The sequence below is a fragment of the Cryobacterium sp. Hb1 genome (genome assembly GCF_004403585.1).
GTDB lineage: Bacteria > Actinomycetota > Actinomycetes > Actinomycetales > Microbacteriaceae > Cryobacterium > Cryobacterium lyxosi.
In genome coordinates this window covers 175,050-197,073 of sequence record NZ_SOHI01000028.1, presented here as the reverse complement: position 1 = coordinate 197,073, position 22,024 = coordinate 175,050, and the positions used below count along the sequence as shown (strand labels likewise).

The window sequence follows — 22,024 nt, the reverse complement described above, 5'->3', positions numbered from 1 at the left end:
GAGCCCGATGCAGATCAGCATGACCATAAACGGCACCGACGTCACCCGCGAAATCGAACCGCGCGTGCTGCTCGTACACTTCATTCGCGACGACCTGCGGCTCACCGGAACGCACTGGGGCTGCGACACCAGCAACTGTGGCACCTGCGTGGTACTGATGGACGGCCAGCCGGTGAAATCCTGCACCGTGCTTGCTGCCATGGCTGACGGGCACACCATCACGACCGTGGAAGGGCTCGCCAACGGCACCACCCTCGACCCGGTGCAGCAGGGCTTCATGGAGGAGCACGGCCTGCAGTGCGGTTTCTGCACTCCCGGCATGATGCTCACCGCCCGCGCCCTGCTCGACTACAACCCGCACCCCGAACCACTGGAGATTCGCGAGGCCATCTCCGGGCAGATCTGCCGCTGCACCGGCTACGCCACCATTGTGCGGTCGATCCAGTGGGCCGCCGAGCATCCCGCCGGTGCGGCCCCGGAAACGACCACGTCCGAATCAACCGAGCACGAGGTGCACGCATGACCATTCTCGAGCACCGCCCGTCGAACCCGGCCGCCGGCGACCACGATCGGCCCATCGGCCACGGCCGCATGCAGCGCAAGGAAGACCCGCGTTTCGTGCGCGGCAAGGGCCGTTATGTCGACGACATCGTGCTACCCGGCATGCTGCACGGCGCCATTCTGCGCGCTCCCGTCGCCCACGCCCGGCTGGTCTCGATCGATACGACCGAGGCGCTCGCGCACCCCAAGGTGCTCGCCGTGATCACCGGTACCGACCTGCAGGCCCTCGGCTTGGCGTGGGCTCCGACCCTCTCGATGGACGTGCAGGCCGTGCTGGTCACCGACAAGGTGCGCTTCCAGGGCCAGGAAGTCGCTTTCGTCGTCGCCGAAGACCGCTACGCCGCCCGAGATGCCCTCGAACTGATCCAGGTCGAGTACGACGTGCTACCGCCCGTCGTCGACGCCCGCAAGGCGATGGATCCGGGTGCTCCCGTCATTCGCGACGACCTCGAGGGCCGCACCGACAACCACATCTTCGACTGGGAAGCCGGCGACAAAGCCGAAACGGATGCCGTCTTCGCGAGCGCCGACGTCGTGGTGAAGCAGGAGATCGTCTACCCGCGCGTGCACCCGGCGCCGATGGAAACCTGTGGCGCCGTCGCCGACTTCGACCCCATCGACGGCCGTCTCACCCTGTACGAGACGACGCAGGCGCCGCACGCCCACCGCACCCTGTTCGCGATGGTCTCCGGCATTCCCGAGCACAAGATTCGGGTGGTCTCCCCCGACATCGGCGGCGGGTTCGGTAACAAAGTCGGAATCTACCCGGGCTATATCCTCGCCGTCGTCGGCTCCATCGTCACCGGCAAACCGGTGAAATGGGTCGAGGACCGCTCCGAGAACCTCATGAGCACCTCGTTCGCCCGCGACTACATCATGCAGGGCGAGATCGCGGCGACCAAGGACGGCAAGATCCTGGCCCTGCGCACCAACGTACTCGCCGACCACGGCGCGTTCAACGCCACTGCCCAGCCCACCAAATATCCAGCCGGGTTCTTCCACATCTTCACCGGCAGCTACGACCTCGCCGCAGCGCACTGCACCGTCACGGGCGTGTACACCAACAAGGCCCCGGGCGGGGTGGCCTATGCGTGTTCCTTCCGGGTCACCGAGGCGGTCTATCTGGTGGAGCGGATGGTCGACATCCTGGCCCGCAAGCTCGACATGGACCCAGCCGAGTTGCGCCTGAAGAATTTCATCAAGAAGGAGCAGTTTCCCTACGCCAACAAGACCGGCTGGGAGTACGACTCGGGTGATTACGAACCCACCATGCGGCTGTCGATGAAGATGGCCGGCTACGACGAACTGCGCCGCGAACAGAAAGAGAAACGCGAACGCGGTGAGCTCATGGGCATCGGCATCTCGTTCTTCACCGAAACGGTCGGTGCCGGCCCGCGCAAGGACATGGACATACTCGGCCTCGGGATGGCGGACGGCGCCGAACTGCGCATCCACCCCACCGGCAAGGCCGTCGTGCGCATCTCGGTGCAAAGCCAGGGTCAGGGCCACGAAACGACGTTCGCGCAGATCGTGGCGGAGGAGATCGGCATCCCGCCGGAAGACATCGATGTGGTGCACGGAGACACCGACCAGACGCCGTTCGGCCTCGGTACCTATGGCAGCCGGTCCACTCCGGTCAGCGGCGCCGCCGTGGCGCTCGTCGCCCGCAAGGTGCGGGAGAAGGCCCGGTTCATCGCCGCGGCCATGCTCGAGACCCGGCCGGAAGACCTCGAGTGGGAGAAGGGCCGCTGGTTCGTCAAGGGCGATCCGAGCGTGGGCAAGACCATGGCCGAGATCGCGATGGGCGCCCACGGCACGGTCGCGCTGCCCGAGGGTATCGACGGCAATCTCGACGCCGAGGTCACCTATGATCCGCCCAACCTGACGTTTCCGTTCGGCGCCTATATCTGCGTCGTCGACATCGACCCGGGTACCGGTCATGTCACGGTGCGCCGCTTCATCGCCGTCGACGACTGCGGCACCCGCATCAACCCGATGATCATCGAGGGCCAGATTCATGGTGGCCTCACCGACGGTGTCGGCATGGCACTCATGGAGATCATCGAGTTCGACGACGAGGGCAACTGCCTCGGCGGCTCGTTCATGGACTACCTCATCCCCACCGCCATGGAGGTGCCCGACTGGGAGACCGGCTTCACCGTGACCCCGTCGCCGCACCACCCGATCGGGGCGAAGGGCGTGGGCGAATCTGCCACGGTCGGGTCACCGCCGGCCGTCGTCAACGCCGTCGTCGATGCCCTCGCCCCGTTCGGGGTCGTGCACATGGATATGCCCTGCACCCCCGCCCGGGTGTGGGAGGCCATGCAAGGCCGCACGAGACCGCCGGTGTAGCATGCCCGTTGCCCACCCGACCCGCGCGCAAGAGCTCATCGAGCGCCGCGAAGCGTTCGTGCACGCGACCGTCGTGCGCGCCCAGCGCCCGACGAGCGCGCACGCCGGAGACACGGCGCTCGTTCGTGCGACCGGCGAGATCGAGGGTTTTGTCGGAGGAACGTGCGTGGAGGCATCCGTTCGCCTGTACAGCCTGCAGGTACTCGCGAGCCGGCAGCCGCTGCTGCTCAAGGTCGTCGCCGGCGTGCCGTCGAGCACCGTGCGAGACGGCGCGGTCGAGGTCTCCAACCCCTGTGTGAGTGGCGGGGCGATCGAGATCTTTCTTGAGCCGCACCTTCCGCTGCCCCGAATGATCATCGTCGGCTCGACGCCCGATGCCGAGGCTCTCGCCGCCCTGGCACCGCTCGTCGGCTTCGACCTCATCCAAACGGATGGCGCCTCCGCCGCCCCGCAGGTCGGCGACGCCGCCCTGATCGTCGCCTCGCACGGCCGGGATGAGGAGCCCGCCCTGCTCGCCGCCCTCGCCGCCGGAGTGCCCTATGTGGCGCTCGTGGCGAGCCCCAAGCGCGGCGCTGCCGTGCTCGCCTCGCTTGACGTGTCGCCCGAGCAGCGCGCGTGTGTGTTCAGCCCAGCGGGCCTCGACCTCGGGGCGCGCACCCCCGGGGAGATCGCGGTGTCGATTTTCGCGCAGCTGGTGCAGGACCGGGCCGGGCACGGGCAACCGCAAGCCGCGGAGGTGGTTGAGACGGCGACGGCAGTGGACGCGATCGCGATCGACCCCGTCTGCGGCATGACGGTGGCCGCGCTGCCCACGTCGCTGCAGGTGCAGCACAACGGCACGACCGTGTACTTCTGCGCGGCGGGCTGCCGCACGGCGTTTGTCGGACATCCGGAGCAGTATGCAACCGCGCGCTAGGGGCCCGGTTGCCCGGTGCCGGCGATGGTGATGGTGACCGTGCCCGAGTTGGTGCCGTCCGTCGGCGCGCTGCAGCGTGCCCTCGATGCCGAGGACTACCTCGCCGATGAGGGCCTCGCGACCGCCGTATTCCTAGCCGTGCGCATGCAGCAGCCGCTCCTGCTCGAGGGTGAACCCGGGGTGGGCAAGACCGAGATCGCCAAGGCGCTCGCACGGCTGCTCGATACCGAACTGTTTCGATTGCAGTGCTACGAGGGAATCAGCGCTGGAGAGGCACTCTACGAGTGGAACTATCCGCGGCAACTGCTCGGCATTCGCCTGGCCGAAGCGCGTGGGGTGGAACTGGCCGAAACGGAGCTGTTCGGGCGCGACTATCTGCTGCGTCGCCCGCTGTTGCGGGCCATCGAACACGCCGGCCCGCGTCCGGCCGTTCTGTTGCTCGACGAGATCGACCGGGCCGACGCCGAATTCGAAGCCTTCACCTTTGAGCTGCTGGCCGAGGCGGCGGTCACCATTCCCGAGCTCGGAACCGTCACGGCGGAGCATCCGCCGATCGTGATTCTGACGAGCAATCGCACCCGCGACCTGCACGACGCCCTCACCCGGCGCTGCCTGTATCACTGGATCGACTACCCGGAACCGGAGCGGATCGCGCAGATCGTGCGCCGCCGGGTGCCGAGCAGCTCGCAGGCACTCGCGACCGAGGCCGCGGCGGCGATCACCCGGTTGCGATCGCTCGACCTCGTGAAGCCGCCGGGTATCGCCGAGGCCATCGACTGGGTCAGCGCCCTCGGAGTGCTCGGCATCGCGCAGATCAGCGGCCACGCGGTCGAGCAGACCTGGGGCTCCGTGCTCAAGAACCGGGACGACCTGGATCTCGCTGCTGCCCGCGGCGGTGGCTGGGTGGCGGAGGCCGCGCATGGATGACCGCGGTCTTTATCGACCGATCGAAGCGGCCGCCCTCGCCGCCGGCTTCAGCACGGCCCTGCACCGGGCCGGTCTGCCGGTATCGCCGGACCGCGCGGCCCGACTGGCCGAGGCGCTGCGGCTGGTCCCGCCGACCGACCGGGCCGCCCTGTACTGGGCGTGCCGGATCGTGTTCGTCTCCCGGCACCAGCATCTTGCCCGCTTCGACGCGGTGTTCAGCGCCGTGTTCGACGGCCGGCTCGACCCGGCCGAAGCACGCGGTGACCCGAACGCTCCCCCGGCGATCGGCTCCGAGATGCGCACGAAAGCTGCCCCGCCAACCAACCGCCCGGTCACTGCCCCCCAATTGCAGCCAGAAGCTCGCCCGCCGGCTCCGTTGCCCGGTTTCGACGACTCGGGCGACGGCGACGGTCCCGAGCGCGACGCGATCCTTGCCATGGCCGCCAACGACGAGCACTTGCACGAGATCGCGTTCGCCGACCTCGACCCCGAGGAACTGGCCCGCCTGCGCCGGCTCGTCGCCCGCATCGTACTGTCGACGCCGACGCGGCTGAGCCGCCGGACCCATCCGTCGCCGCACAGCCGCGACCGGCTCGATGTGGCCCGCACCGTGCGGGCCGCGCAGGGCACCGGCGGCGACCCGATCACCCTGCACTACGCCCGCCGCCGCCCGAAGCCGCGCCGGCTGGTGCTGCTCTGCGACGTGTCGGGCTCGATGGAACCGTACACGAGGGTCTTCCTGTCGCTGCTGCAGGGTGCGGCGTCCGGCGCCCGGGCCGAAGCGTTCGTGTTCTCAACGCGTCTCACCCGGCTGACCCGCCAGCTGGCCGTACGCGACCCGGACCAGGCGCTCGCGCAGGCGTCCGCCACCGTGACCGACTGGGCCGGCGGCACCCGGCTGGCGGCCAGTATCCGCCGGTTCATCGACGACTTCGGGCGGCGCGGCCTGGCTCGCGGCGCGGTGGTCGTGCTGTTCTCCGACGGATGGGCACAGGACGACCCGGCCGACGTCGACGCCCAGATGGCACGACTGCGCCGGCTCGCGCATCGCATTGTCTGGGTGAATCCGCGCAAAGCCGCCGCCGACTTCCGGCCGCTCGTCGGCGGTATGGCCGCCGCCCTGCCCTACTGCGACGCGTTTGTCAGCGGGCACAACTACGCGGCCCTCGTCGAGGTGGCGGCCGCCATTCGCGGCGACCCGTCGGCATCCGCTCGACCATCCGTAACCATCCAGCAGAGGACACCCTGATGCAACTCGACAGTACCTTCACCGTCATCGCCCCCGTCGACACGGTGTGGAACACCCTGATGGACTTCGAACGCGTCGCCGGCTGTGTGCCGGGCGCGCAGATTCTGAACAAGCTCTCCGACGACAATTACCAGGTCGGCATGAAGGTCAAGCTCGGCCCGGTGACCATGCAGTACCGCGGCCAGATGAACGTCGACGAACGCGACGCCGAGGGCCTCCGCGCTGTCTTCTCCGGCAAGGCGCAGGAGACCCGCGGTCAGGGTACCGCCCAGGCCACGGTCACGCTCGTACTGGTCGAAACCGACGGCGTCACCCGGGGCACGGTCAGCGCCGATCTGTCGCTGTCGGGTAAGGCGGCTGCCATGGGCAAGGGCGTCATCAGCAGCGTCACCGAGCAGATGATGACCCTGTTCGCCGGCAACCTGCAAGATTTGATCACAGATGGTGGCCCCGATGCTGTGTCTGGTCTTGGCAAGAACGTCGACGACCCGGCTGCCGACAGGCTCCCCAACGTTGCAGCGGATGCCCCCGAGCGGGCGACCCCGTCGGCGAGCCCGGTCCCGCCGCGCGTCGCGCCCTCCGGCGAGCTTCAGACCGCGCCGCACCGGTCTGTACCTACCGCCGCGCCGAGCCTCGACGCGATGAGCCTGGTCAGGGGCGTCATCACCGACCAGCTCAGTGACCCGGTGAAACTCGTGGGCCTGCTGGCCACGGTAGCGTTTATCGCATACCGAATTGGTCGGCGCGCGTCCGGCCACTGACTCACCGACCGAAGGGATACCGACATGCGCGAGGTTTTGGATACCCTCCTCACCGGCTGGCAGAGCGGTGCCACCGCGGGCCTCGCCACGGTCGTGCGAACCTTCCAGTCCGCGCCGCGCCCGCCCGGCGCCTCGATGCTGGTCAGCGCCGACGGTACCGTGGCCGGATCGGTCTCGGGCGGCTGCGTCGAGGGAGCCGTCTATGAACTGGCCACCCAGGTGGCCAAGGACGGCGTGCCGGTGCTCGTGCGCTACGGCATCAGCGACGACGACGCCTTCGCCGTGGGGCTCACGTGCGGAGGCATCCTCGACGTCTTCATCGAACCCGTCTCCCGCGCCACCTTTGCCTTGCTCGATGGCGTGCACAACGACATGGCTGCCGGGCGCCCGGTAGGCGTGGCCACCGTGATCGAACATCCGGATGCCGGCTGGATCGGCCGCCACCTCGTGGTGCGGCCGCACGGATTTGCGGGCGACCTGGGCTCTGACCGCGCCAACCACGCCATCGGTGACGACACCCAGGGTCTGCTCGCCGCCGGTCGCAACACCACCCTGACCTACGGTCCAGACGGCGAAAGGCGGGGCGAGGGCCTGCGTGTGTTCTTCGCAAGCTATGCACCCCGGCCGCGCTTGCTGGTCTTCGGGGCGATCGACTTCGCCACCGCCCTGGCCCGGCTCGGCACTTTTCTCGGTTACCGGGTCACGGTCTGCGATGCTCGCGGCGTGTTCGCGACGGCCGCCCGGTTTCCCGGCGTCGACGAGGTCGTGGTGAGCTGGCCCGACCGCTACCTGCGCGAACAGATCGCCGGTGGATTCATCGATCCCCGCACGGTGATCTGCGTACTGACCCACGACCCCAAATTCGACGTTCCCTTGCTCGAAGCGGCCCTGCACGGCCCACCGGTGGCCTACATCGGCGCGATGGGGTCGCGGCGTACCCATGCTGACCGCCTGGAGCGCCTGCGCGCGGTGGGGGTGACCGATGCCGAGCTGGCCCGGCTGCGCAGCCCGATCGGCCTCGACCTCGGCTCGCGCACCCCCGAGGAGACCGCGGTCTCGATCGCCGCCGAGATCATCTCGCTGCAGTGGGGCGGCAGCGGGAAGCCGCTGCATACCCTCATCGATTCCATCCACCACGACGACCTCGTCGACCCCGACCCGCCGGCCGATCAATCAGCCCCCGGCGGCCAGAAGTTGATCGAGGCATGAGCCTGCTCGACTCCGTCACCTCCGTGCTGTTCGTGCACGCGCACCCCGACGACGAGACCATCAGCACGGGCAGTCTCATCGCCCATCTCGCGAGCCGCAACATCCGAGTCAGCCTGGTCACTGCAACGCGCGGTGAGCGCGGAGAGGTCGTCGCTGGACCGCTCTCAGTGCTCGCCGGAACCCCCGCCCTGGCTAAGGAGCGCGAGCGGGAACTCGAGCGCGCCGCCCGCGCCCTCGGCGTCGACGAGGGCTTCTGGCTCGGTGAAATACCGGCCCGCGCGCCCGGGCTGCCCGCGCGCCGCTACCGGGACTCCGGCATGGAGTGGATCCGCCCCGGCCTGGCCGGTCCAGCCGCAGATTCCGAAGCGGATGCGCTCGCTCGTGCGCCGCTCGCCGAGGTCATCAACGACCTCGTGGCCGTGCTGCAATACGTGCGACCGAGCCTCGTCATCAGCTACGACGCGACCGGCGGCTACGGTCATCCCGACCACGTGCGCGTCCACGACGCCGCCCTCGCCGCCAGCCGCAGCCTCGCGGTCCGCTACGCCGAGATTCTCGATGCCCCCGCAGCGGATGCCGAGTGGTTCGACCTCGACGCCGAGCACGCCAATCTCGTGGCTGCCCTGCGCTTTCATGCCAGCCAGCTCACTGTTCACGGAGACGACATCGTGCACTCCGGCGGCCAGCGCGACGCCATCCGCACCGCGATCGGCCTGCGCCTGCGCTGACAGCCGCATCCGGTTAACCACAACTAGCCGCCCAGTGGGGCGGCCAGGTGTGAGAAAAAACTCAACAGCGTGTGACAGAACCGATGGTGGAGATGCGGGGAATTGAACCCCGGTCCACTGCTGTGGTCATATGCCTTCTACGGGTGTATCCAGTGAAGTCGCTTTCTCGGCCCCGGAATTTGCCACTGGCATCTACTCCGACAGGCCCAGCCTTCGTTTAAGTCCCTCTACGCCCCGTGGCTCAATGTAGAAGCAAGCTCTCTAAATGGCGTCAGGATCCGGGTAGAGAGCATTCCCGGTCTGGCGGACTTCTTTAGTGCTTTCGCTTAGGCAGCGAGAGCGAAGTCAGTGCGGTTTGATTTGGCACTTATTGTTTTGCAGAGATCGTTTACGAGATAACCCTGCATCCTCGACCCGCTTCTCACAATTGCGCAAACAATGTCGAAACCGATCATCCCCATACGCATCGCGCCCGGTGTCTTAATCAACACCGTGGCCGGCGATGGGTTCGTGTCACACGCTGTTGAATTACCAATCTGCACGCTTCGGTGCAGCCTCCCATACTACTACAGAAGCTGGCTAATCGCCGAGGTGGCGCTGCGCCGACATCGCGCGATCCGATTCGCGCTTGTCGGTGCGTTCCCGCAACGTCTGGCGCTTGTCGTACTCTTTTTTGCCCTTGGCCACCGCAATTTCGACCTTCGCCCGACCGTCCGCAAAATAGATGCGCAGCGGAATGAGCGTGTAGCCGCCCTCTTTGGTCTTGTGGCTGATCTTCACGATCTCCTTCTTATGCAGCAGGAGTTTGCGCTTGCGACGCGGGGGGTGGTTGGTCCACGATCCACCGGAGTATTCCGGAATATGCACCGCATCAAGCCAGGCCTCGCCGCCCTCGATGAAGGCATAGCCGTCGACCAGGGTCGCCCGACCGGCGCGGAGCGACTTGACCTCGGTGCCGCTCAAGACCATCCCGGCCTCGTAGGTGTCACTGATGAGGTAGTCATGTCGGGCCTTGCGGTTGGTCGCCACGACCTTCTCTCCACGTTCCCTGGGCATGTGTTCACCTCGATTCTTTTCTTCAAGCGGATGCCGTCGGCCGTTCGGCAGACAGCCCACCAGTCTAGCGGAACCCTGCCGTGCCCGGCATCCGCTTATGGGTTAGACCTTGAGGTAGCGAGTGATGGCGAAGTTGGCGGAGAACGCGGCGAGCACCGCACCGACCACGAGCAAAATGGGCACCACAACGAGGGCATCGTCCATGCCGATCAGGGCGAATCCGGTGAGCCTCGCGCCGAGGTAGCCCTGCACGAAGAAGTACACGAGCGCAACGATCGCGCCGCCGGCCAGCAGCGAGCCGAGCAGCGCCGCGAAGACGCCTTCCAGAATGAACGGCGTCTGGATGAACCGGTTGCTCGCGCCCACCAATCGCATGATGCCCAGTTCCCGTCGCCTGGAGAACGCCGACAAACGGATGGTGGTGGCGATCAGAAGCGCCGCCGCAATCAGCATCAACCCGGCGATGCCGATGGCCGTGTAGCTCGCCACATTGAGCACGGAGAAGATCTGGTCGAGGTATTTGCGCTGGTCAGCGACATTCTCAACGCCGGCGACCCCCGACAGGCTCTCCACCAGCACCGCGGACTGGGACGGGTCTTTCAGGTTCACCCAGAACGTCTGGTTGAGCTGGTCGGCCGTGACATAGTCGGCGACCGGGTTGCCGGCGAACTGCTTCTTGAAGTTCTCGAAGGCCTGCTCGTGCGTCTCGAAGTAATAATTGTCGATGAAGGACGTCAGGGTCGGTGAGGTCAGCTGGGCTTCGACGGCGGCGATCTGCTCCGGTGACGCGTCGCCGCCGGTGCAGGTTTCACCCGGCGAAATATCGGAGCACATGTAGATGCCGACCTGCGCCTTGTCGTACCAGAAGTTCTTCATCTGGCCGATCTGCATCTGCATGAGAATGGCCGCGCCGACGAAGGTGAGCGAGATGAAGGTCACGAGCACGACGGAGACGACCATGGACGCATTGCGCCGAAGACCATTCGCGGCCTCGGACAGCACCAGACCGAGCCTCATCGGGTCGGCCCCACGTTCTGTTCGCCCGTTTGATCGGGTTTCTCCCCCGGCGCCCGCAGCCCGAGTTTCTCGGCGAGAGTGAGTTGCTCCGGGTCATCGTTTTGGGCGACCGGCAGCACCGGGCGTGTCATCGGCGGCACCGGTGTAGCGAGGACGCCGTCGACAGCGGGGGCATCGACAGCAGGAGCATCGACAGTTGGGGCTTGGACGGGAGGTGCAGCGATCGGCGCTGGCGCCACGGCCGACGCTGCGGCAACAGCCGCCGCCGCGGCCTGGTGCAACGACACGGAGGTTTCGGGAACCGGCGCAGAAGGATGCGTCAACGAGGGTTCCGGCGCAGCGGCGGGCCGGGCGTAGGCGACGGGCGCCGGCTCGCTGGTGGGGGCATCCGCCGTTGACGCCTGCACGATGGTGGGAATGGAGGCGGTGGCGTAGCCGCCCTGGCGCTCGTCACGCACGATCTCACCGTGCACGAGCTCGATCACTCGGCGCTGCATCTGGTCGACGATGCCAGCTTCGTGGGTGGCCATGATGACGGTGGTGCCACTGGCATTGATGCTCGCGAGCAACGACATGATCTCGGCACTCGTGGTGGGGTCGAGGTTTCCGGTGGGCTCATCGGCCAGCAGAATCTGCGGCTTGTTCACGATGGCGCGGGCGATAGCCACTCGCTGCTGCTCACCACCGGAAAGTTCGTGCGGGAGGCGCTGGGATTTTTCGGCCAGGCCGACCATCTTGAGCGTATCGGGCACGGCTTCCTGAATGAAACCGCGGCTCTTGCCGATGACCTGCAGGCTGAAGGCGACGTTGTCGAAGACGGTCTTGTTCGGCAGCAGACGAAAGTCCTGAAAAACCACACCCATGTTGCGGCGAAAGTAAGGCACCTTGCGGTTCGAGATCGACCGCAAGTCCTGGCCGAGCACGTGGATGCTGCCGCTGGTCGGCTTTTCCTCCTTGAGCACGAGCCGCAGGCAGCTCGATTTGCCCGATCCGGAGGCGCCGACCAGAAAGACGAATTCGCCTCGCAAAATCTCGACGTCGATCGAGTTCAGTGCCGGCCGAGTGGTGCCGGGGTACTTCTTGGTTATGTGATCAAAACGGATCATAGCTCTTAGAGCCTAGGCATCCGCGGGCGTTTTCCCAACAGCGACATACCCGCCAGCGGCGAAGCCTCAGCATCCGTTTAGTCTTCAGGAGCCTTCTTGCGCCAGCGGATGCCGGCCGAAATGAATCCGTCCAGGTCACCGTCGAAGACGTTGCCCGGGTTGTTCACCTCATACTCGGTGCGCAGGTCCTTGACCATTTGGTAGGGCGCGAGCACGTAGCTGCGCATCTGGTCACCCCAGCTGGCCGTGATGTTGCCGGCCAGTTCTTTCTTGGTGGCCGCTTCTTTCTCGCGCTCGAGCACCAACAGTCGCGACTGCAATACGCGCATGGCGGCCGCGCGGTTCTGAATCTGGCTTTTCTCGTTCTGGCAGCTCACCACCGTGCCAGTGGGCAGGTGGGTGATGCGCACGGCGGAGTCGGTGGTGTTGACGGACTGGCCGCCGGGGCCACTGGAACGGAAGACGTCGACGCGGATGTCGCCGTCGGGCACGTCGATCGACTCGGTTTGTTCGATCAGCGGCACGACCTCGACCGCGGCGAAGGAGGTCTGGCGTTTGCCGGCCGAGTTGAACGGGCTCATGCGCACCAGGCGGTGTGTGCCGGCCTCGACGCTGAGCGTGCCAAAGGCGTAGGCGGCGTCGACCTCGAAGGTGGCGCTCTTGATGCCGGCCTCTTCGGCGTAGCTGATGTCGAGCACGGTGGTGCGAAAGTCGTGCTGTTCGGCGTAGCGCAGGTACATGCGCAGCAGCATCTCGGCGAAGTCGGCGGCGTCCACTCCTCCAGCACCCGCGCGAATGGTGATGACGGCGTTACGTTCATCGAATTCGCCGTTGAGCAGGGTCTGCACCTCGAGATCACCGAGCAGTTTCTGCAGGCTGGCGAGTTCGACGGTGGCTTCATCAGCCAGTTCCTGGTCGCCCTGGCCGTCGTTGGCCATCTCCACGAGAGTCTCGAGATCATCGAGTCGCGTCGTGATGCTCTCGATGCGCGCCAGCTGCGCCTGCCGGTGGCTGAGGTCGCTCGTCACCTTCTGCGCGTGCTCGGTGTCGTCCCATAAATCGGGCATTCCGGCCTCACCGCTGAGGTCGTCGATGTCCGCGCGCAGTCGATCAATGTCGATCACCGAACGGATGTCGCCAAACGTGGTCCGCAGCGCGGCGATTTGTACTGAGAAATCCAAGTCAATCATGTTCCGCCCAGCCTACCGGGCTGGCGTAGCATCGGTTCTGATGAGCAATGCCCAGCGCCCCCTCAACCTGCGATCCATCGCCCTGACGGCGTTCTTACCCACTCTGCTGTTCTCGGTGGGTGAGGGCGCGATCATTCCGCTCATTCCGCTGGTCGCCAATGACCTGGGCGCCACGCTCGCCATCGCCGGGGTGATCGCCGCCATGGTCATGCTCGGCGAACTGGTCGGCGACATTCCCAGCGGCTGGGTCGTCTCCCGCATCGGCGAACGCAACTCGATGATCTGGGCCTCCGTCATCACTATCGGCGCGGTGATCATCTGCCTCACAGCACCCAACCCGCTCGTACTCGGCCTGGGAATCTTTTTGATCGGCATCGCGACGGCCGTGTTCGCCCTGGCCCGGCACGCCTTCATGACCAGTTATGTGCCCCTCGTCTACCGGGCCCGTGCGCTGTCGACGCTCGGCGGCGTGTTTCGGGCCGGCTGGTTCGTGGGACCGTTCCTGTCCGCCGCGCTGATCCACCTCACCGGCAGCACCCAGGCCGCGTTCTGGGTTTTCATCGTCTGCTGCGTGCTCGCCGTCGCGATGCTGGTGATTCTCCCGGACCCCACCCGTGACCTCGACGCGTCGGAACGCGCGGTGCCGGAGCGCGCTGCACCGGAACGCGCTGCACCGGAACGCGCTGTACCGGACCAGGCCGTGCCCGAGCGCGCTGCACCGGAACAGGCAGTGCCGGATCAGGCTATACCGGAACCCCCTGTGCCGGAACAGGCAGTGCCGGAACAGGCAGTGCCGGAACGCGCTGTACCGGACCAGGCCGTGCCCGAGCGCGGTGCACCGGAACAGGCTGTACCGGAAGGGCCAGCATCCGCGTCACGGGCCGACGTCACACCGCCCGGGGCCGCCGAAACGGATGCCGCAGCACTCGCCGCACGGGGCCTCTTTCAGACCATCCGAGCCCACCGGGGAGTGCTCGTGCGGCTCGGCACCGGCGCCGCCCTCGTGGGCGCGATGCGCGCCAGCCGAACCGTCATGCTGCCCCTCTGGGCGGTCAGCATCGGCATCAGTGCGCCCGACACGGCGCTCATCATCGGTATCGCCGGCGGCATTGACTTCGTATTGTTCTACGCGAGCGGCCAGATCATGGACCGCTTCGGTCGCATCTGGAGCGCGGTACCCTCGATGATCGGCCTCGGCGTCGGCCATGTCGCACTCGCCTTCACGCACGATCTGCCGAGCAACGTCGGCTGGTTCATCGGCATCGCGATGTTTCTCTCCCTGGCCAACGGCATCGGCAGCGGCCTGCTCATGACGCTCGGCGCTGACCTCGCGCCGCAGCGGTATCCGGCACCGTTTCTCGGAGCCTGGCGATTCACCGCCGACTTTGGCAGCGCCGCCGCGCCACTCGGCCTGGCCGGCATCACCGCGCTCGCTTCGCTGTCGATCGCGAGCGGCATCGTCGGGGTCTTCGGCCTGTTCGGCGCCGTGCTGCTCAGCCGCTACATTCCCCGCTTCGCTCCCCACCGCCCCCGCAGCCTGCTCTAGTCATCCCGGGTACGCTCCCGTCTTCCCCCTCTCCCCGTCTTCCCCTTCTTTCCCCGTGCGTAACTCCTGCAATTTCTTCGCGGCCGAAAATTTTGCCGCGAGTTTGCGGGCATCCGCTTCTGGCGGGTCCCAAATTGCAGGAGTTATGCGCCGACTCTCCTTGGAATGATCTTGGAAGCTCGGGCGTTGGCCCACGCATGCCCCTCATCGGAGAATACGAGCCAAGCACCGCCCAGTGGGTGCGCGATCAGGTAGACCTATATGAGAAGTCCGGCGGTACCGAGGGCACGACCCTGCGCGGCATGCCCGTCATCGTGCTGACCACCCTCGGCGTGAAGAGTGGCAAGCTGCGCAAGGCCCCGCTTATGCGGGTCGAGCACGACGGCCAGTATGCTGCCGTCGCCTCGCTCGGCGGCAGTCCCAAGAATCCGGTCTGGTACGCGAATGTCGTTGCGCACCCCGAGGTCGAGCTGCAGGACGGCACCCAGAAGTGGGACATGCGCGCCCGCGAGGTCACCGGCGACGAAAAAGCCACCTGGTGGGGGCGCGCCGTGGCGGCATTCCCCGACTACGCCGACTACCAAATCAAGACCGATCGCGAGATTCCCGTCTTCGTGCTCGAACCCATCCAATAAAAGTGGCGAAAACAACCACCCGCAAGGCGGTGATCGACCGCATCATCCTGCCTGACTTTGTTGACGACGATGGTGTGCTGTTGCGTTCCGGCGACGCCCGTGAAGCCGAGCGGTATACCGGTATTGACTTGGATGGCCGCGACCTCAACGGCATCACCTTCGAAGAGTGCGAATTCAGCCGGGCGTCCCTGCACGAAACCGCATTGCGCGGGGCATCCTTTTCGGAGTGCATCGCGACCGACCTGCATACGCCGGTGTTCAGCGCGCCGCGCTCCAGCTGGCGTGACGTACGCATCGAGCACGCCCTGCTCGGCTCGGTCGAAACCTACGAGGCGACGATGCGTTCCGTGCACATCGACGGCTCGAAGCTCGATTTCGTGAACCTGCGCAACGCCACCCTGACCGACGTGCTCCTCAGTAGCTGCATCATCGAGGAGCTCGACCTCGGCAGCGCCACCGTGCAGCGACTCGAGTTGCAGAACTGCCGTATCGGCACTTTCGAGATCGGTGGCGCTCAGCTCACAGATGTCGACCTGCGCTCGAGTGATTTCTCGGCCGTGCACGGGCCTTGAGGGACTGCGCGGAGCGACGATCGACGACGCTTAACTGAGCCTGCTGGCGCCGCTGTTGGCCGCTTACCCCGGCCTGCGTGTCGAGTAGCGCCGTTCGATGAGTGGATGCCACGGTCTGGCTCCGCAGATTTATCAGCCCTAGGGAATGGCGGTCGCGGTCAGCTCCAGGTCGTACATTGGCCGATCGCGCTGGGTCGCAATTGCCGCGCCGGCCGCCACGCAGACGACGACGATGGCGATCTGCTGCAGCAGTGTGAAGGTCTCGCCCAGCACGAGCGCGCCAAAACCTGCAGCGATCACCGGGCCGAAGCTTGTGATGATCGCGTACAGGCGCGGGCTGATCCGCCGCAAAATGTAGGTGTCGAGCGTATACGGAAAGGCCGAGGAGACCACGCCCACGAGCAGGAGCAGTCCGACGACGCCCCAGGTGAAGGCCGACAGATCGAGGGTGAACAGTGCGATCGGTACCACGATCACCAGGCTGACCATGCTCGCAACTGAAATGCCTTCCAGTCCCGCGAATTCGGTCGCCACCCGACGGGTGAGCAGGATGTAGAAGAACCACGAGGCCGCTGCGGTGAGCGCCAGCGCAATTCCAAGCAGGTCGAGCGTGCCATCCGACCAGGTCAGCAGGAAGACTCCCCCGGCTGCGGCCGCAGCGCACACGAAGTCCAGGATGCGCCGGCTCGTGATCAAAGCCAAGGCGAAGGGTCCCAGGAATTCAATCGTCGCTGCGATGCCGAGTCCGAGAATACTCACGGCCTGGTAGAAGGTGAGATTCATGACGGCGAGCACGACGCCGAGGGCCAGCGCCGGCCAGATTCGGGCCCAGGTCAGGTTTTTCAACTTGGGCCGGGCGAGCGGCAGTACGACGACGACCATGACGATCTGGCGGGCCGCGACCACGATGGGCGAACCGACGACGGGAATGAGGAGTCCGGCCACTGCTGAGCCGAAGTTGATGCTGACCTCGGTGGCGAGCTGAGCTCCCGCACCGCTCAGTTTGTCCCGCCTGGTACGCACGCTGCTCCTGTCGGCGCCTTCAGGGCACCTACCGACCGTACCGCTCGCGGCATCCGCTCGGAAAATAGGGGCGCGAACCGCCGGCTATACCTGCAACGGAATGAACTGGTATTCGCTGGTGAGGTGCTCGTGCCGGCACGACCCGCAATAGAGCACGCCGGATACGCGCATGGCGTCGACCCGCGACGCACACTGGATCACCTTGGGGCCACAGCACGGTGAAATCACCATGTAGCCCCCCGATTCGGCCGGTTCGTGACCACTGAGTCCGCGATCGTGGTGCACGCCCTCGCAGGGGAGGAGTGCATCGAAGTCGAGCTCGTCCACGACGTGTTCGTCCAGTAATGCATCCATGATTTCACAGCCGATCTCGGTGTTGCACAGCCGCCGGGTTGGGCCACGTCAACCGGCGGCGACCAACCCGGTTGAACGACGACTCAAGATCGCCGGCACTACCAACCGGGGACCGGGGCTGGCACGGTGTCGACTGCGGTACAAAACCTGAAACCTCCGACAAGGTAGGAGGCTGCCATGTCGACAACGTATCTGTGCAGCGTACGCTTCTATCCTGAAATTACCAGTGCCACTGTGTGCGCCCCCCGTTAATGAAACACCGCCCGGGATACCACCGTCACCATTAGTGGCACCCCGTCTGGCACCACGAGGGTCAGCACGGGTGGACGCCACCAGGAGCGCAGCGTCACCGACGCGCTCTGCCCATCAGCGGATGCCGCGCTCATCACGGTGAGCGCCTCGAATGAGTCGTGCGGAACGAGGCGCAGATACTCACCGACCGCAGCCGACACGTCGTCCGACCTTAGCTGCGGCCGCGGCCCGACCACACCCACCTGCACCGTGTCGAGGGTGAACGCCTCAGACCCGGCCAGCGCTGCACCGTCAGCGAGGCTGAGCAGCCGCTTGTGCTCGAGGTAAAGCGACGTCGCCGACAGAGCCACGAGCACGAGGCTCAGGGCCAGAAAGCCATAGAAAATAGTGAGCAACAGGGTCGATCCATCTTCGTTCGACGTGGGCGACCGGTGCCTGGTCATCCGAGTCCGCCAAATCGGGACACCATCTGCGTCGACGCCGCGGTCATTGGCACCCTCGCGCTCTGGTTCAGTGCGATCATGTCGGGCACCAACGGCAGCGCAATGCCGATTCGCACGGTGACCGTCACGAGACCTTGGCTGGTCAAGCAGCGGCTCGTTCCCCCAGCGCACTCGATCTGCACTTCGGCGTCGCCCGGGTCGAGCCCGTGATCCTCGAGCGCGAAGGCAACGGCTCGACGGGCCCGTTCGGTGGCGGTGACCTCGTCGGGGGCCTGCACATACACTCGGGCCGCCTGCCGGGCTGCTCCCTCGACGGCGAGCGCCCCTCCCTGCAAGGCGGACAGCGCAAGCACCAGATAGACCAGGGGCACCAGCAGGATCATGCCCGCCGTGATGAATTCGAGCGAAGCCGAACCCGCCTCCGACCCCCTACCGCAACGATTCGACCGCAGCATGAGCAACCACTTCCAATCCATGCGGGACACCGAGCAGTCCCATGAGGGGCAGCGGTGCGACCACCCGAACTTCGACAGTGGGATATCCGGCACTCACTTTGTACTGCACCACGACATCGGTGGCATAGGTCGCTCCAATAGCTGTCGTAATCAGATCGCGGGTGCGTTGGGCGCCCGCAGGCAGACTGCTGTCGGCGAGCGCGGCGTAGCGGGCGCCTTCAGCCGCGGCGTCGAGCACTGTGTTGCGAATGTGCAGCGCGAGGGCCAGCTGCATGACCATGAGCGTGAGAAAGGTCAGCAATGACACCACCATGACGAATTCGGCCACGGCAGAACCCGCCTCATCTCGCAACGTGGTGCGGCGCAGCGAGGCGAGGCGTCGCATCCGCTCACCGAATTTGAGCATCTCGACCGGTCAGAAGCTGCTCACGCGATCCATGGCCTGCTGGAACACTCCGCTGAGAGCCGGGCCGGCCAGCCCCCAGATGATCAAAACCAGGCCGGCGGTCATCAGGGTGATCAGCACCCAGCCGGGCACGTCTCCTGTTTCATCGCGGAGCAGGCTGTTGAAGCGGAGCGTGATTCGGGTCATGGCATTCTCTTTTCTCGGGGGGTGGATGGTGCAGTGGAGCGTCAGAACCCGGCCTGCAGCACGACGAGTCCGGGAAAAACAGCGAACAGAACAGTCATCGGAAGAATCAGAAAGACCAGCGGCACGAGCATCGCAACTTCTTTCTTGCCTGCCAGCTCGAGCAGCGTGCGCTTGGTCTGGTCGCGGGAATCCTGCGCCTGCGCCCGCAACACCTCGGCCAGCGGCGACCCACGGTCCAGCGCGCCGGTGACCTGGTCGACAAACCGGGTCACCTCCGGCAACTGGATACTGCGCGAGAGCGACTGCAATGCCGAACCGATGGGGATCCCGGTATGAACGTCGGCGACCACGCCCGCGAATTCGCGAGACAGTTCCCCAGTGCTCGTGAGCGACACCCGTCGAATCGAATCCAGAATGCCTTCTCCAGCCGATAGCGACAGGGTGAGAAATTCAAGAATGGTCGGCAGTTCGCTGAGCATACGAGCCAGTCGTGCGGTGGCGGCCCGGTGGAGCAGCCAGTCCCGCAACACGACTCCGCCGATTGCTGCCACGAACGGCAGCGAGAGACGAGCGGCCAATAGCAGCTCGGGCAGCACAACGATGGTGATCACGGTTCCGACAGCGAACGCCAGCAAGGCCCAGACGAGTTGCACGGAACGAAACTCCTCGACCGTCTTCACCGACCCGGATTGGTGCAGTCGGCGCGCGACGGACTCGCTGCCGCCGAGAAGACTCGACAACCCCCGTGACAGCGCGCCGAACAGCGGTGCGAACAGGCTTCCCAGCACGGGAATCGGGTTCACCGTTCGCCGGGCGACGATGCGGCGCGCTTCCGGAGAAATATCAAGAATGTAGGGCACCACGCGGTCGATCAGGCGGGGCCTGGTCAGCCGCGGCGTCAAGCTCACGAGCGACCACAACCCCACACCGAGACCCGTTCCACACAACACGGCCCAGCCGAGTGCGGCGCTCATCGGCACCCACCGACTACGAGAACCATCGGCGTTCCTCCGGAAGTCGACCGAGAGCGATCATCACTCGATACGCGATGACCGATAGGGCGAGGCCGCTCGCGATCACGACGATTCCGGCCGGCGAGTTGTAGGCAATGGCCGCTTCGGGGCGGGAGGCGAGCAGAATAAGAATGATCCACGGTGCCGCAACGCCCAGACGGGCGGCGTTCACGACCCACGACTGGCGGGCTTCCACCTCGAGCCGCACCGCGGCATCCTGGCGCAGCCAGGCGGAGAGGCTGCGCAATACGACCGTGAGGTCGCTGCCACCGACTTCGCGAGCCATCCGCAGCGTCTCGAGAATACGGTCGGCAACCGGGTCGGCGAGGGAACGTTTGAGCTCGTCAACGCAGTAGCTGAAATTGCCGGTGGCGCGATATTCACGCTCGAATTGGGCGAAGGCGATGCGGGTCGCAACCGGACCGGCCTGGGCGAGGCTGCTCACGCTGTCTGGCAACGCCAGCCCGGAACGGAGTGCCGACACCAGATGATCGACGACGTCAGGCCACACCGTATGATTGGCCCGGCGCCTGGCTGCCGCACGCCACGACACGATCGACCAGGGCAGTAACAGCCCAGCCAGACCGGCGACAGCACTGAGCGCGAGCACCGCGAAGGTTCCGTGCACCAGGGCAGCGGATGCCACACCCACGATCACCGACAGCGTCAGGAATGCCGGCACCGGAACGGACCGCAGCCCGCTTTGAACCAGGCGCACCCGCATCCGCTCGCCCACTTGGGCCCGCTGGGGCGTGGACCCGGCCGGCCACAGTAACGGTGCGAAAACCAATACGAGACCGCTCCCGAGCAGGCACCCCAGTACGAGAGTCATGCGGCCCCCTGCCGCAATACCTGCGCCGGGTCGACGCCCGCTGCGCGAAACTTGGCGAGCTTGGTGGGATGCGAACCGGTCGGCTCGAGTTGGCCATGCAGAGAAAGGAAGAGAGGGCTGGCCTCGATGGTTGCGCCGGCTAACTGGCCGCTCGGGGCGATGATCTCGGTGACCCGCCTGCGGCCGTGGCGATCGATCTCGCAGTGCACCACGATGTCGATGCAGCCCGCCACGGTCGGCAGCACGAACGACGAGTCAATATTGCGGCCGGCCAGCAACGGCAGAGTCGAGAGTTTCGCGAGCGCGTCCCTGGCGCTGTTGGCATGAATCGAACACATGCCGGGCAGTCCACTATTCAGCGCAATCAGCAGGTCGAGACTTTCCGCCTCCCGCACCTCGCCCACCACCAGCCGGTCGGGCCGCATCCGCAGCGACTCCTTGATCAACCGGCGCAGGGTGATCTCCCCGGTTCCTTCCAGGCTCGGCTGCCGGCACTGCATCGCGACCACGTCGCGGGCCGACAGGTCTAGTTCGAAGGTCTCCTCCACGGTCACGATGCGTTCGCCCGGCCGGGTCGAGGAGAGCAGGGCGTTCAGCATTGTGGTTTTGCCGGTCTGGGTGGCGCCGGAGACCAGAATATTCTGCCCGCCCAGCACGCAGATCCGAAGAAAATCGGCTGCCTGCTGGGTGAGCGCGCCAAGGCCGACCAGCTGGTTGAGATCGCGGATGCGCCGGGTGAACTTGCGAATGTTCACCGCCCAGTGCTTGCGCGTAATATCTGGAATCACCACGTGCAGCCGTGAACCGTCGGGCAGCGAGGCATCGACGAACGGCGACGAGAGGTCGACCCGGCGACCGGAGGCCTGCAGCATCCGCTCGACCAGGTCACGCACGTCTCGCTCGCCGAGTGACAGTGAGGTCAGTTCGGGTACCCCGTCTCGGGCTACGAACACTCGGGCCGGGCCGTTGATCCAGATTTCTTCGATCTCCGGATCGTCGAGAAACGGCTGCAGCACACCGAACCCGGTGAGCGCGGCCACGACCTCGCGAGTGGCTTGGTGCTCATCGGCGATCATCGGTGCGAGCCCGCCGAGCGCCCGCTCGCTGTAGCGGCGCAGTTCATCGCGCACGTACTGCTCCACCAACGCGTTGTTGGCCGCGAGGTCAACGCCCTCGCTGCGCACTCGCTGGCGCACTTGGTCTGTGATGATACGAACGGCTTCGGTCATCCCCGC

24 protein-coding genes and 1 other RNA gene are annotated in these 22,024 nt (G+C 66.1%); 11 read left to right on the top strand and 14 right to left on the bottom strand.

Features of this window, described 5'->3' with window-relative positions; all coding sequences use genetic code 11:
* The first annotated feature begins 7 nt into the window (after positions 1 to 7).
* The 8 genes from E3T38_RS12020 to E3T38_RS11985 are packed head-to-tail and all read left to right on the top strand — an operon-like array spanning position 8 to position 8,703.
* On the top strand, positions 8 to 523 hold the full coding sequence (locus tag E3T38_RS12020; protein ID WP_104201003.1) for a (2Fe-2S)-binding protein: 516 nt from the start codon (positions 8 to 10) through the stop codon (positions 521 to 523).
* Entirely contained in the window at positions 520 to 2,913 is a 2,394-nt protein-coding gene (locus E3T38_RS12015; RefSeq protein ID WP_134548396.1) for an aerobic carbon-monoxide dehydrogenase large subunit, read from the top strand. Before E3T38_RS12020 ends, E3T38_RS12015 begins: the two co-directional genes overlap by 4 nt.
* 1 nt (position 2,914) lies before the next feature.
* A complete protein-coding gene (locus E3T38_RS12010) occupies positions 2,915 to 3,829 on the top strand; it encodes an XdhC family protein (protein WP_134548395.1) in 915 nt (304 codons plus the stop codon).
* A gap of 24 nt (positions 3,830 to 3,853) precedes the next feature.
* Positions 3,854 to 4,756: a MoxR family ATPase gene (locus E3T38_RS12005; protein ID WP_233193412.1), complete on the top strand. Its 903-nt coding sequence runs from the start codon at positions 3,854 to 3,856 to the stop codon at positions 4,754 to 4,756.
* The gene (locus E3T38_RS12000; protein WP_241984445.1) at positions 4,725 to 6,005 is read left to right on the top strand and encodes a VWA domain-containing protein; all 1,281 of its coding nucleotides are present in this window, start codon (positions 4,725 to 4,727) and stop codon (positions 6,003 to 6,005) included. Before E3T38_RS12005 ends, E3T38_RS12000 begins: the two co-directional genes overlap by 32 nt.
* Positions 6,005 to 6,766, top strand: coding sequence for an SRPBCC family protein (locus E3T38_RS11995; protein WP_134548394.1), 762 nt, complete (start codon positions 6,005 to 6,007; stop codon positions 6,764 to 6,766). Before E3T38_RS12000 ends, E3T38_RS11995 begins: the two co-directional genes overlap by 1 nt.
* Positions 6,767 to 6,790: 24 nt before the next feature.
* A complete protein-coding gene (locus E3T38_RS11990; protein WP_134548393.1) occupies positions 6,791 to 7,975 on the top strand; it encodes an XdhC family protein in 1,185 nt (394 codons plus the stop codon).
* A complete protein-coding gene (locus tag E3T38_RS11985; RefSeq protein ID WP_134548392.1) occupies positions 7,972 to 8,703 on the top strand; it encodes a PIG-L family deacetylase in 732 nt (243 codons plus the stop codon). Before E3T38_RS11990 ends, E3T38_RS11985 begins: the two co-directional genes overlap by 4 nt.
* Before the next feature lie 84 nt (positions 8,704 to 8,787).
* On the opposite strand, the gene ssrA is transcribed toward E3T38_RS11985, so the two are convergent.
* The 5 genes from ssrA to prfB form a co-directional block, all read right to left on the bottom strand.
* Positions 8,788 to 9,162, bottom strand: a transfer-messenger RNA (tmRNA) gene (gene ssrA / locus E3T38_RS11980).
* A 120-nt stretch (positions 9,163 to 9,282) separates the two neighbouring features.
* Positions 9,283 to 9,759, bottom strand: a complete 477-nt coding sequence (gene smpB, locus E3T38_RS11975) for an SsrA-binding protein SmpB (RefSeq protein WP_092108491.1) — start codon at positions 9,757 to 9,759, stop codon at positions 9,283 to 9,285.
* Positions 9,760 to 9,861: 102 nt separating this feature from the next.
* On the bottom strand, positions 9,862 to 10,776 hold the full coding sequence (gene ftsX / locus E3T38_RS11970; protein WP_104197603.1) for a permease-like cell division protein FtsX: 915 nt from the start codon (positions 10,774 to 10,776) through the stop codon (positions 9,862 to 9,864).
* A complete protein-coding gene (gene ftsE, locus E3T38_RS11965; protein ID WP_134548391.1) occupies positions 10,773 to 11,882 on the bottom strand; it encodes a cell division ATP-binding protein FtsE in 1,110 nt (369 codons plus the stop codon). The genes ftsX and ftsE overlap by 4 nt, the downstream gene beginning before the upstream one ends.
* Positions 11,883 to 11,959: 77 nt before the next feature.
* Positions 11,960 to 13,072: a peptide chain release factor 2 gene (prfB, locus tag E3T38_RS11960; protein WP_134548390.1), complete on the bottom strand. Its 1,113-nt coding sequence runs from the start codon at positions 13,070 to 13,072 to the stop codon at positions 11,960 to 11,962.
* A 40-nt stretch (positions 13,073 to 13,112) separates the two neighbouring features.
* Between prfB and E3T38_RS11955 the strand changes: the two genes are divergently transcribed.
* From E3T38_RS11955 to E3T38_RS11945, 3 genes are all read left to right on the top strand, one after another.
* Positions 13,113 to 14,618, top strand: a complete 1,506-nt coding sequence (locus E3T38_RS11955) for an MFS transporter (RefSeq protein WP_134548389.1) — start codon at positions 13,113 to 13,115, stop codon at positions 14,616 to 14,618.
* A gap of 197 nt (positions 14,619 to 14,815) precedes the next feature.
* A complete protein-coding gene (locus tag E3T38_RS11950; RefSeq protein WP_134548388.1) occupies positions 14,816 to 15,253 on the top strand; it encodes a nitroreductase family deazaflavin-dependent oxidoreductase in 438 nt (145 codons plus the stop codon).
* A gap of 2 nt (positions 15,254 to 15,255) precedes the next feature.
* Entirely contained in the window at positions 15,256 to 15,825 is a 570-nt protein-coding gene (locus E3T38_RS11945) for a pentapeptide repeat-containing protein (RefSeq protein WP_166805506.1), read from the top strand.
* A gap of 138 nt (positions 15,826 to 15,963) precedes the next feature.
* On the opposite strand, the gene E3T38_RS11940 is transcribed toward E3T38_RS11945, so the two are convergent.
* The 9 genes from E3T38_RS11940 to E3T38_RS11905 all read right to left on the bottom strand — a co-directional run bounded on the left by E3T38_RS11940 (position 15,964) and on the right by E3T38_RS11905 (position 22,018).
* Positions 15,964 to 16,848 carry a DMT family transporter gene (locus E3T38_RS11940; RefSeq protein ID WP_134548386.1) on the bottom strand — a complete coding sequence of 295 codons (885 nt, stop codon included), beginning with the start codon at positions 16,846 to 16,848 and terminating at the stop codon, positions 15,964 to 15,966.
* Between the two features lie 84 nt (positions 16,849 to 16,932).
* Complete coding sequence (locus E3T38_RS11935; protein ID WP_104197597.1) at positions 16,933 to 17,202, bottom strand: hypothetical protein; 270 nt, start codon at positions 17,200 to 17,202, stop codon at positions 16,933 to 16,935.
* A 248-nt stretch (positions 17,203 to 17,450) separates the two neighbouring features.
* Positions 17,451 to 17,897: a pilus assembly protein TadG-related protein gene (locus E3T38_RS11930; RefSeq protein WP_134548385.1), complete on the bottom strand. Its 447-nt coding sequence runs from the start codon at positions 17,895 to 17,897 to the stop codon at positions 17,451 to 17,453.
* Positions 17,894 to 18,280, bottom strand: coding sequence for a hypothetical protein (locus E3T38_RS11925; protein ID WP_241984444.1), 387 nt, complete (start codon positions 18,278 to 18,280; stop codon positions 17,894 to 17,896). The genes E3T38_RS11930 and E3T38_RS11925 overlap by 4 nt, the downstream gene beginning before the upstream one ends.
* A gap of 46 nt (positions 18,281 to 18,326) precedes the next feature.
* Complete coding sequence (locus tag E3T38_RS11920) at positions 18,327 to 18,758, bottom strand: TadE/TadG family type IV pilus assembly protein (protein ID WP_241984443.1); 432 nt, start codon at positions 18,756 to 18,758, stop codon at positions 18,327 to 18,329.
* A 9-nt stretch (positions 18,759 to 18,767) separates the two neighbouring features.
* Positions 18,768 to 18,944 carry a hypothetical protein gene (locus E3T38_RS16760; RefSeq protein WP_166805505.1) on the bottom strand — a complete coding sequence of 59 codons (177 nt, stop codon included), beginning with the start codon at positions 18,942 to 18,944 and terminating at the stop codon, positions 18,768 to 18,770.
* Between the two features lie 41 nt (positions 18,945 to 18,985).
* The gene (locus E3T38_RS11915; RefSeq protein ID WP_134548384.1) at positions 18,986 to 19,918 is read right to left on the bottom strand and encodes a type II secretion system F family protein; all 933 of its coding nucleotides are present in this window, start codon (positions 19,916 to 19,918) and stop codon (positions 18,986 to 18,988) included.
* A gap of 13 nt (positions 19,919 to 19,931) precedes the next feature.
* Positions 19,932 to 20,789 carry a type II secretion system F family protein gene (locus E3T38_RS11910; protein ID WP_134548383.1) on the bottom strand — a complete coding sequence of 286 codons (858 nt, stop codon included), beginning with the start codon at positions 20,787 to 20,789 and terminating at the stop codon, positions 19,932 to 19,934.
* Positions 20,786 to 22,018, bottom strand: a complete 1,233-nt coding sequence (locus E3T38_RS11905) for a CpaF family protein (protein ID WP_134548382.1) — start codon at positions 22,016 to 22,018, stop codon at positions 20,786 to 20,788. The genes E3T38_RS11910 and E3T38_RS11905 overlap by 4 nt, the downstream gene beginning before the upstream one ends.
* Positions 22,019 to 22,024: the final 6 nt, after the last annotated feature.

Coding starts and splice junctions, on each gene's coding strand:
- E3T38_RS12020 (WP_104201003.1), top strand. CDS start 8: ATGCAGATCAGCATGACCATAAACGGCACCGACGTCACCCGCGAAATC.
- E3T38_RS12015 (WP_134548396.1), top strand. CDS start 520: ATGACCATTCTCGAGCACCGCCCGTCGAACCCGGCCGCCGGCGACCAC.
- E3T38_RS12010 (WP_134548395.1), top strand. CDS start 2,915: ATGCCCGTTGCCCACCCGACCCGCGCGCAAGAGCTCATCGAGCGCCGC.
- E3T38_RS12005 (WP_233193412.1), top strand. CDS start 3,854: ATGGTGATGGTGACCGTGCCCGAGTTGGTGCCGTCCGTCGGCGCGCTG.
- E3T38_RS11995 (WP_134548394.1), top strand. CDS start 6,005: ATGCAACTCGACAGTACCTTCACCGTCATCGCCCCCGTCGACACGGTG.
- E3T38_RS11990 (WP_134548393.1), top strand. CDS start 6,791: ATGCGCGAGGTTTTGGATACCCTCCTCACCGGCTGGCAGAGCGGTGCC.
- E3T38_RS11985 (WP_134548392.1), top strand. CDS start 7,972: ATGAGCCTGCTCGACTCCGTCACCTCCGTGCTGTTCGTGCACGCGCAC.
- smpB (WP_092108491.1), bottom strand. CDS start 9,759: ATGCCCAGGGAACGTGGAGAGAAGGTCGTGGCGACCAACCGCAAGGCC.
- ftsX (WP_104197603.1), bottom strand. CDS start 10,776: ATGAGGCTCGGTCTGGTGCTGTCCGAGGCCGCGAATGGTCTTCGGCGC.
- ftsE (WP_134548391.1), bottom strand. CDS start 11,882: ATGATCCGTTTTGATCACATAACCAAGAAGTACCCCGGCACCACTCGG.
- prfB (WP_134548390.1), bottom strand. CDS start 13,072: ATGATTGACTTGGATTTCTCAGTACAAATCGCCGCGCTGCGGACCACG.
- E3T38_RS11955 (WP_134548389.1), top strand. CDS start 13,113: ATGAGCAATGCCCAGCGCCCCCTCAACCTGCGATCCATCGCCCTGACG.
- E3T38_RS11950 (WP_134548388.1), top strand. CDS start 14,816: ATGCCCCTCATCGGAGAATACGAGCCAAGCACCGCCCAGTGGGTGCGC.
- E3T38_RS11935 (WP_104197597.1), bottom strand. CDS start 17,202: ATGGATGCATTACTGGACGAACACGTCGTGGACGAGCTCGACTTCGAT.
- E3T38_RS11930 (WP_134548385.1), bottom strand. CDS start 17,897: ATGACCAGGCACCGGTCGCCCACGTCGAACGAAGATGGATCGACCCTG.
- E3T38_RS11925 (WP_241984444.1), bottom strand. CDS start 18,280: ATGATCCTGCTGGTGCCCCTGGTCTATCTGGTGCTTGCGCTGTCCGCC.
- E3T38_RS11920 (WP_241984443.1), bottom strand. CDS start 18,758: ATGCTCAAATTCGGTGAGCGGATGCGACGCCTCGCCTCGCTGCGCCGC.
- E3T38_RS16760 (WP_166805505.1), bottom strand. CDS start 18,944: ATGACCCGAATCACGCTCCGCTTCAACAGCCTGCTCCGCGATGAAACA.
- E3T38_RS11915 (WP_134548384.1), bottom strand. CDS start 19,918: ATGAGCGCCGCACTCGGCTGGGCCGTGTTGTGTGGAACGGGTCTCGGT.
- E3T38_RS11910 (WP_134548383.1), bottom strand. CDS start 20,789: ATGACTCTCGTACTGGGGTGCCTGCTCGGGAGCGGTCTCGTATTGGTT.
- E3T38_RS11905 (WP_134548382.1), bottom strand. CDS start 22,018: ATGACCGAAGCCGTTCGTATCATCACAGACCAAGTGCGCCAGCGAGTG.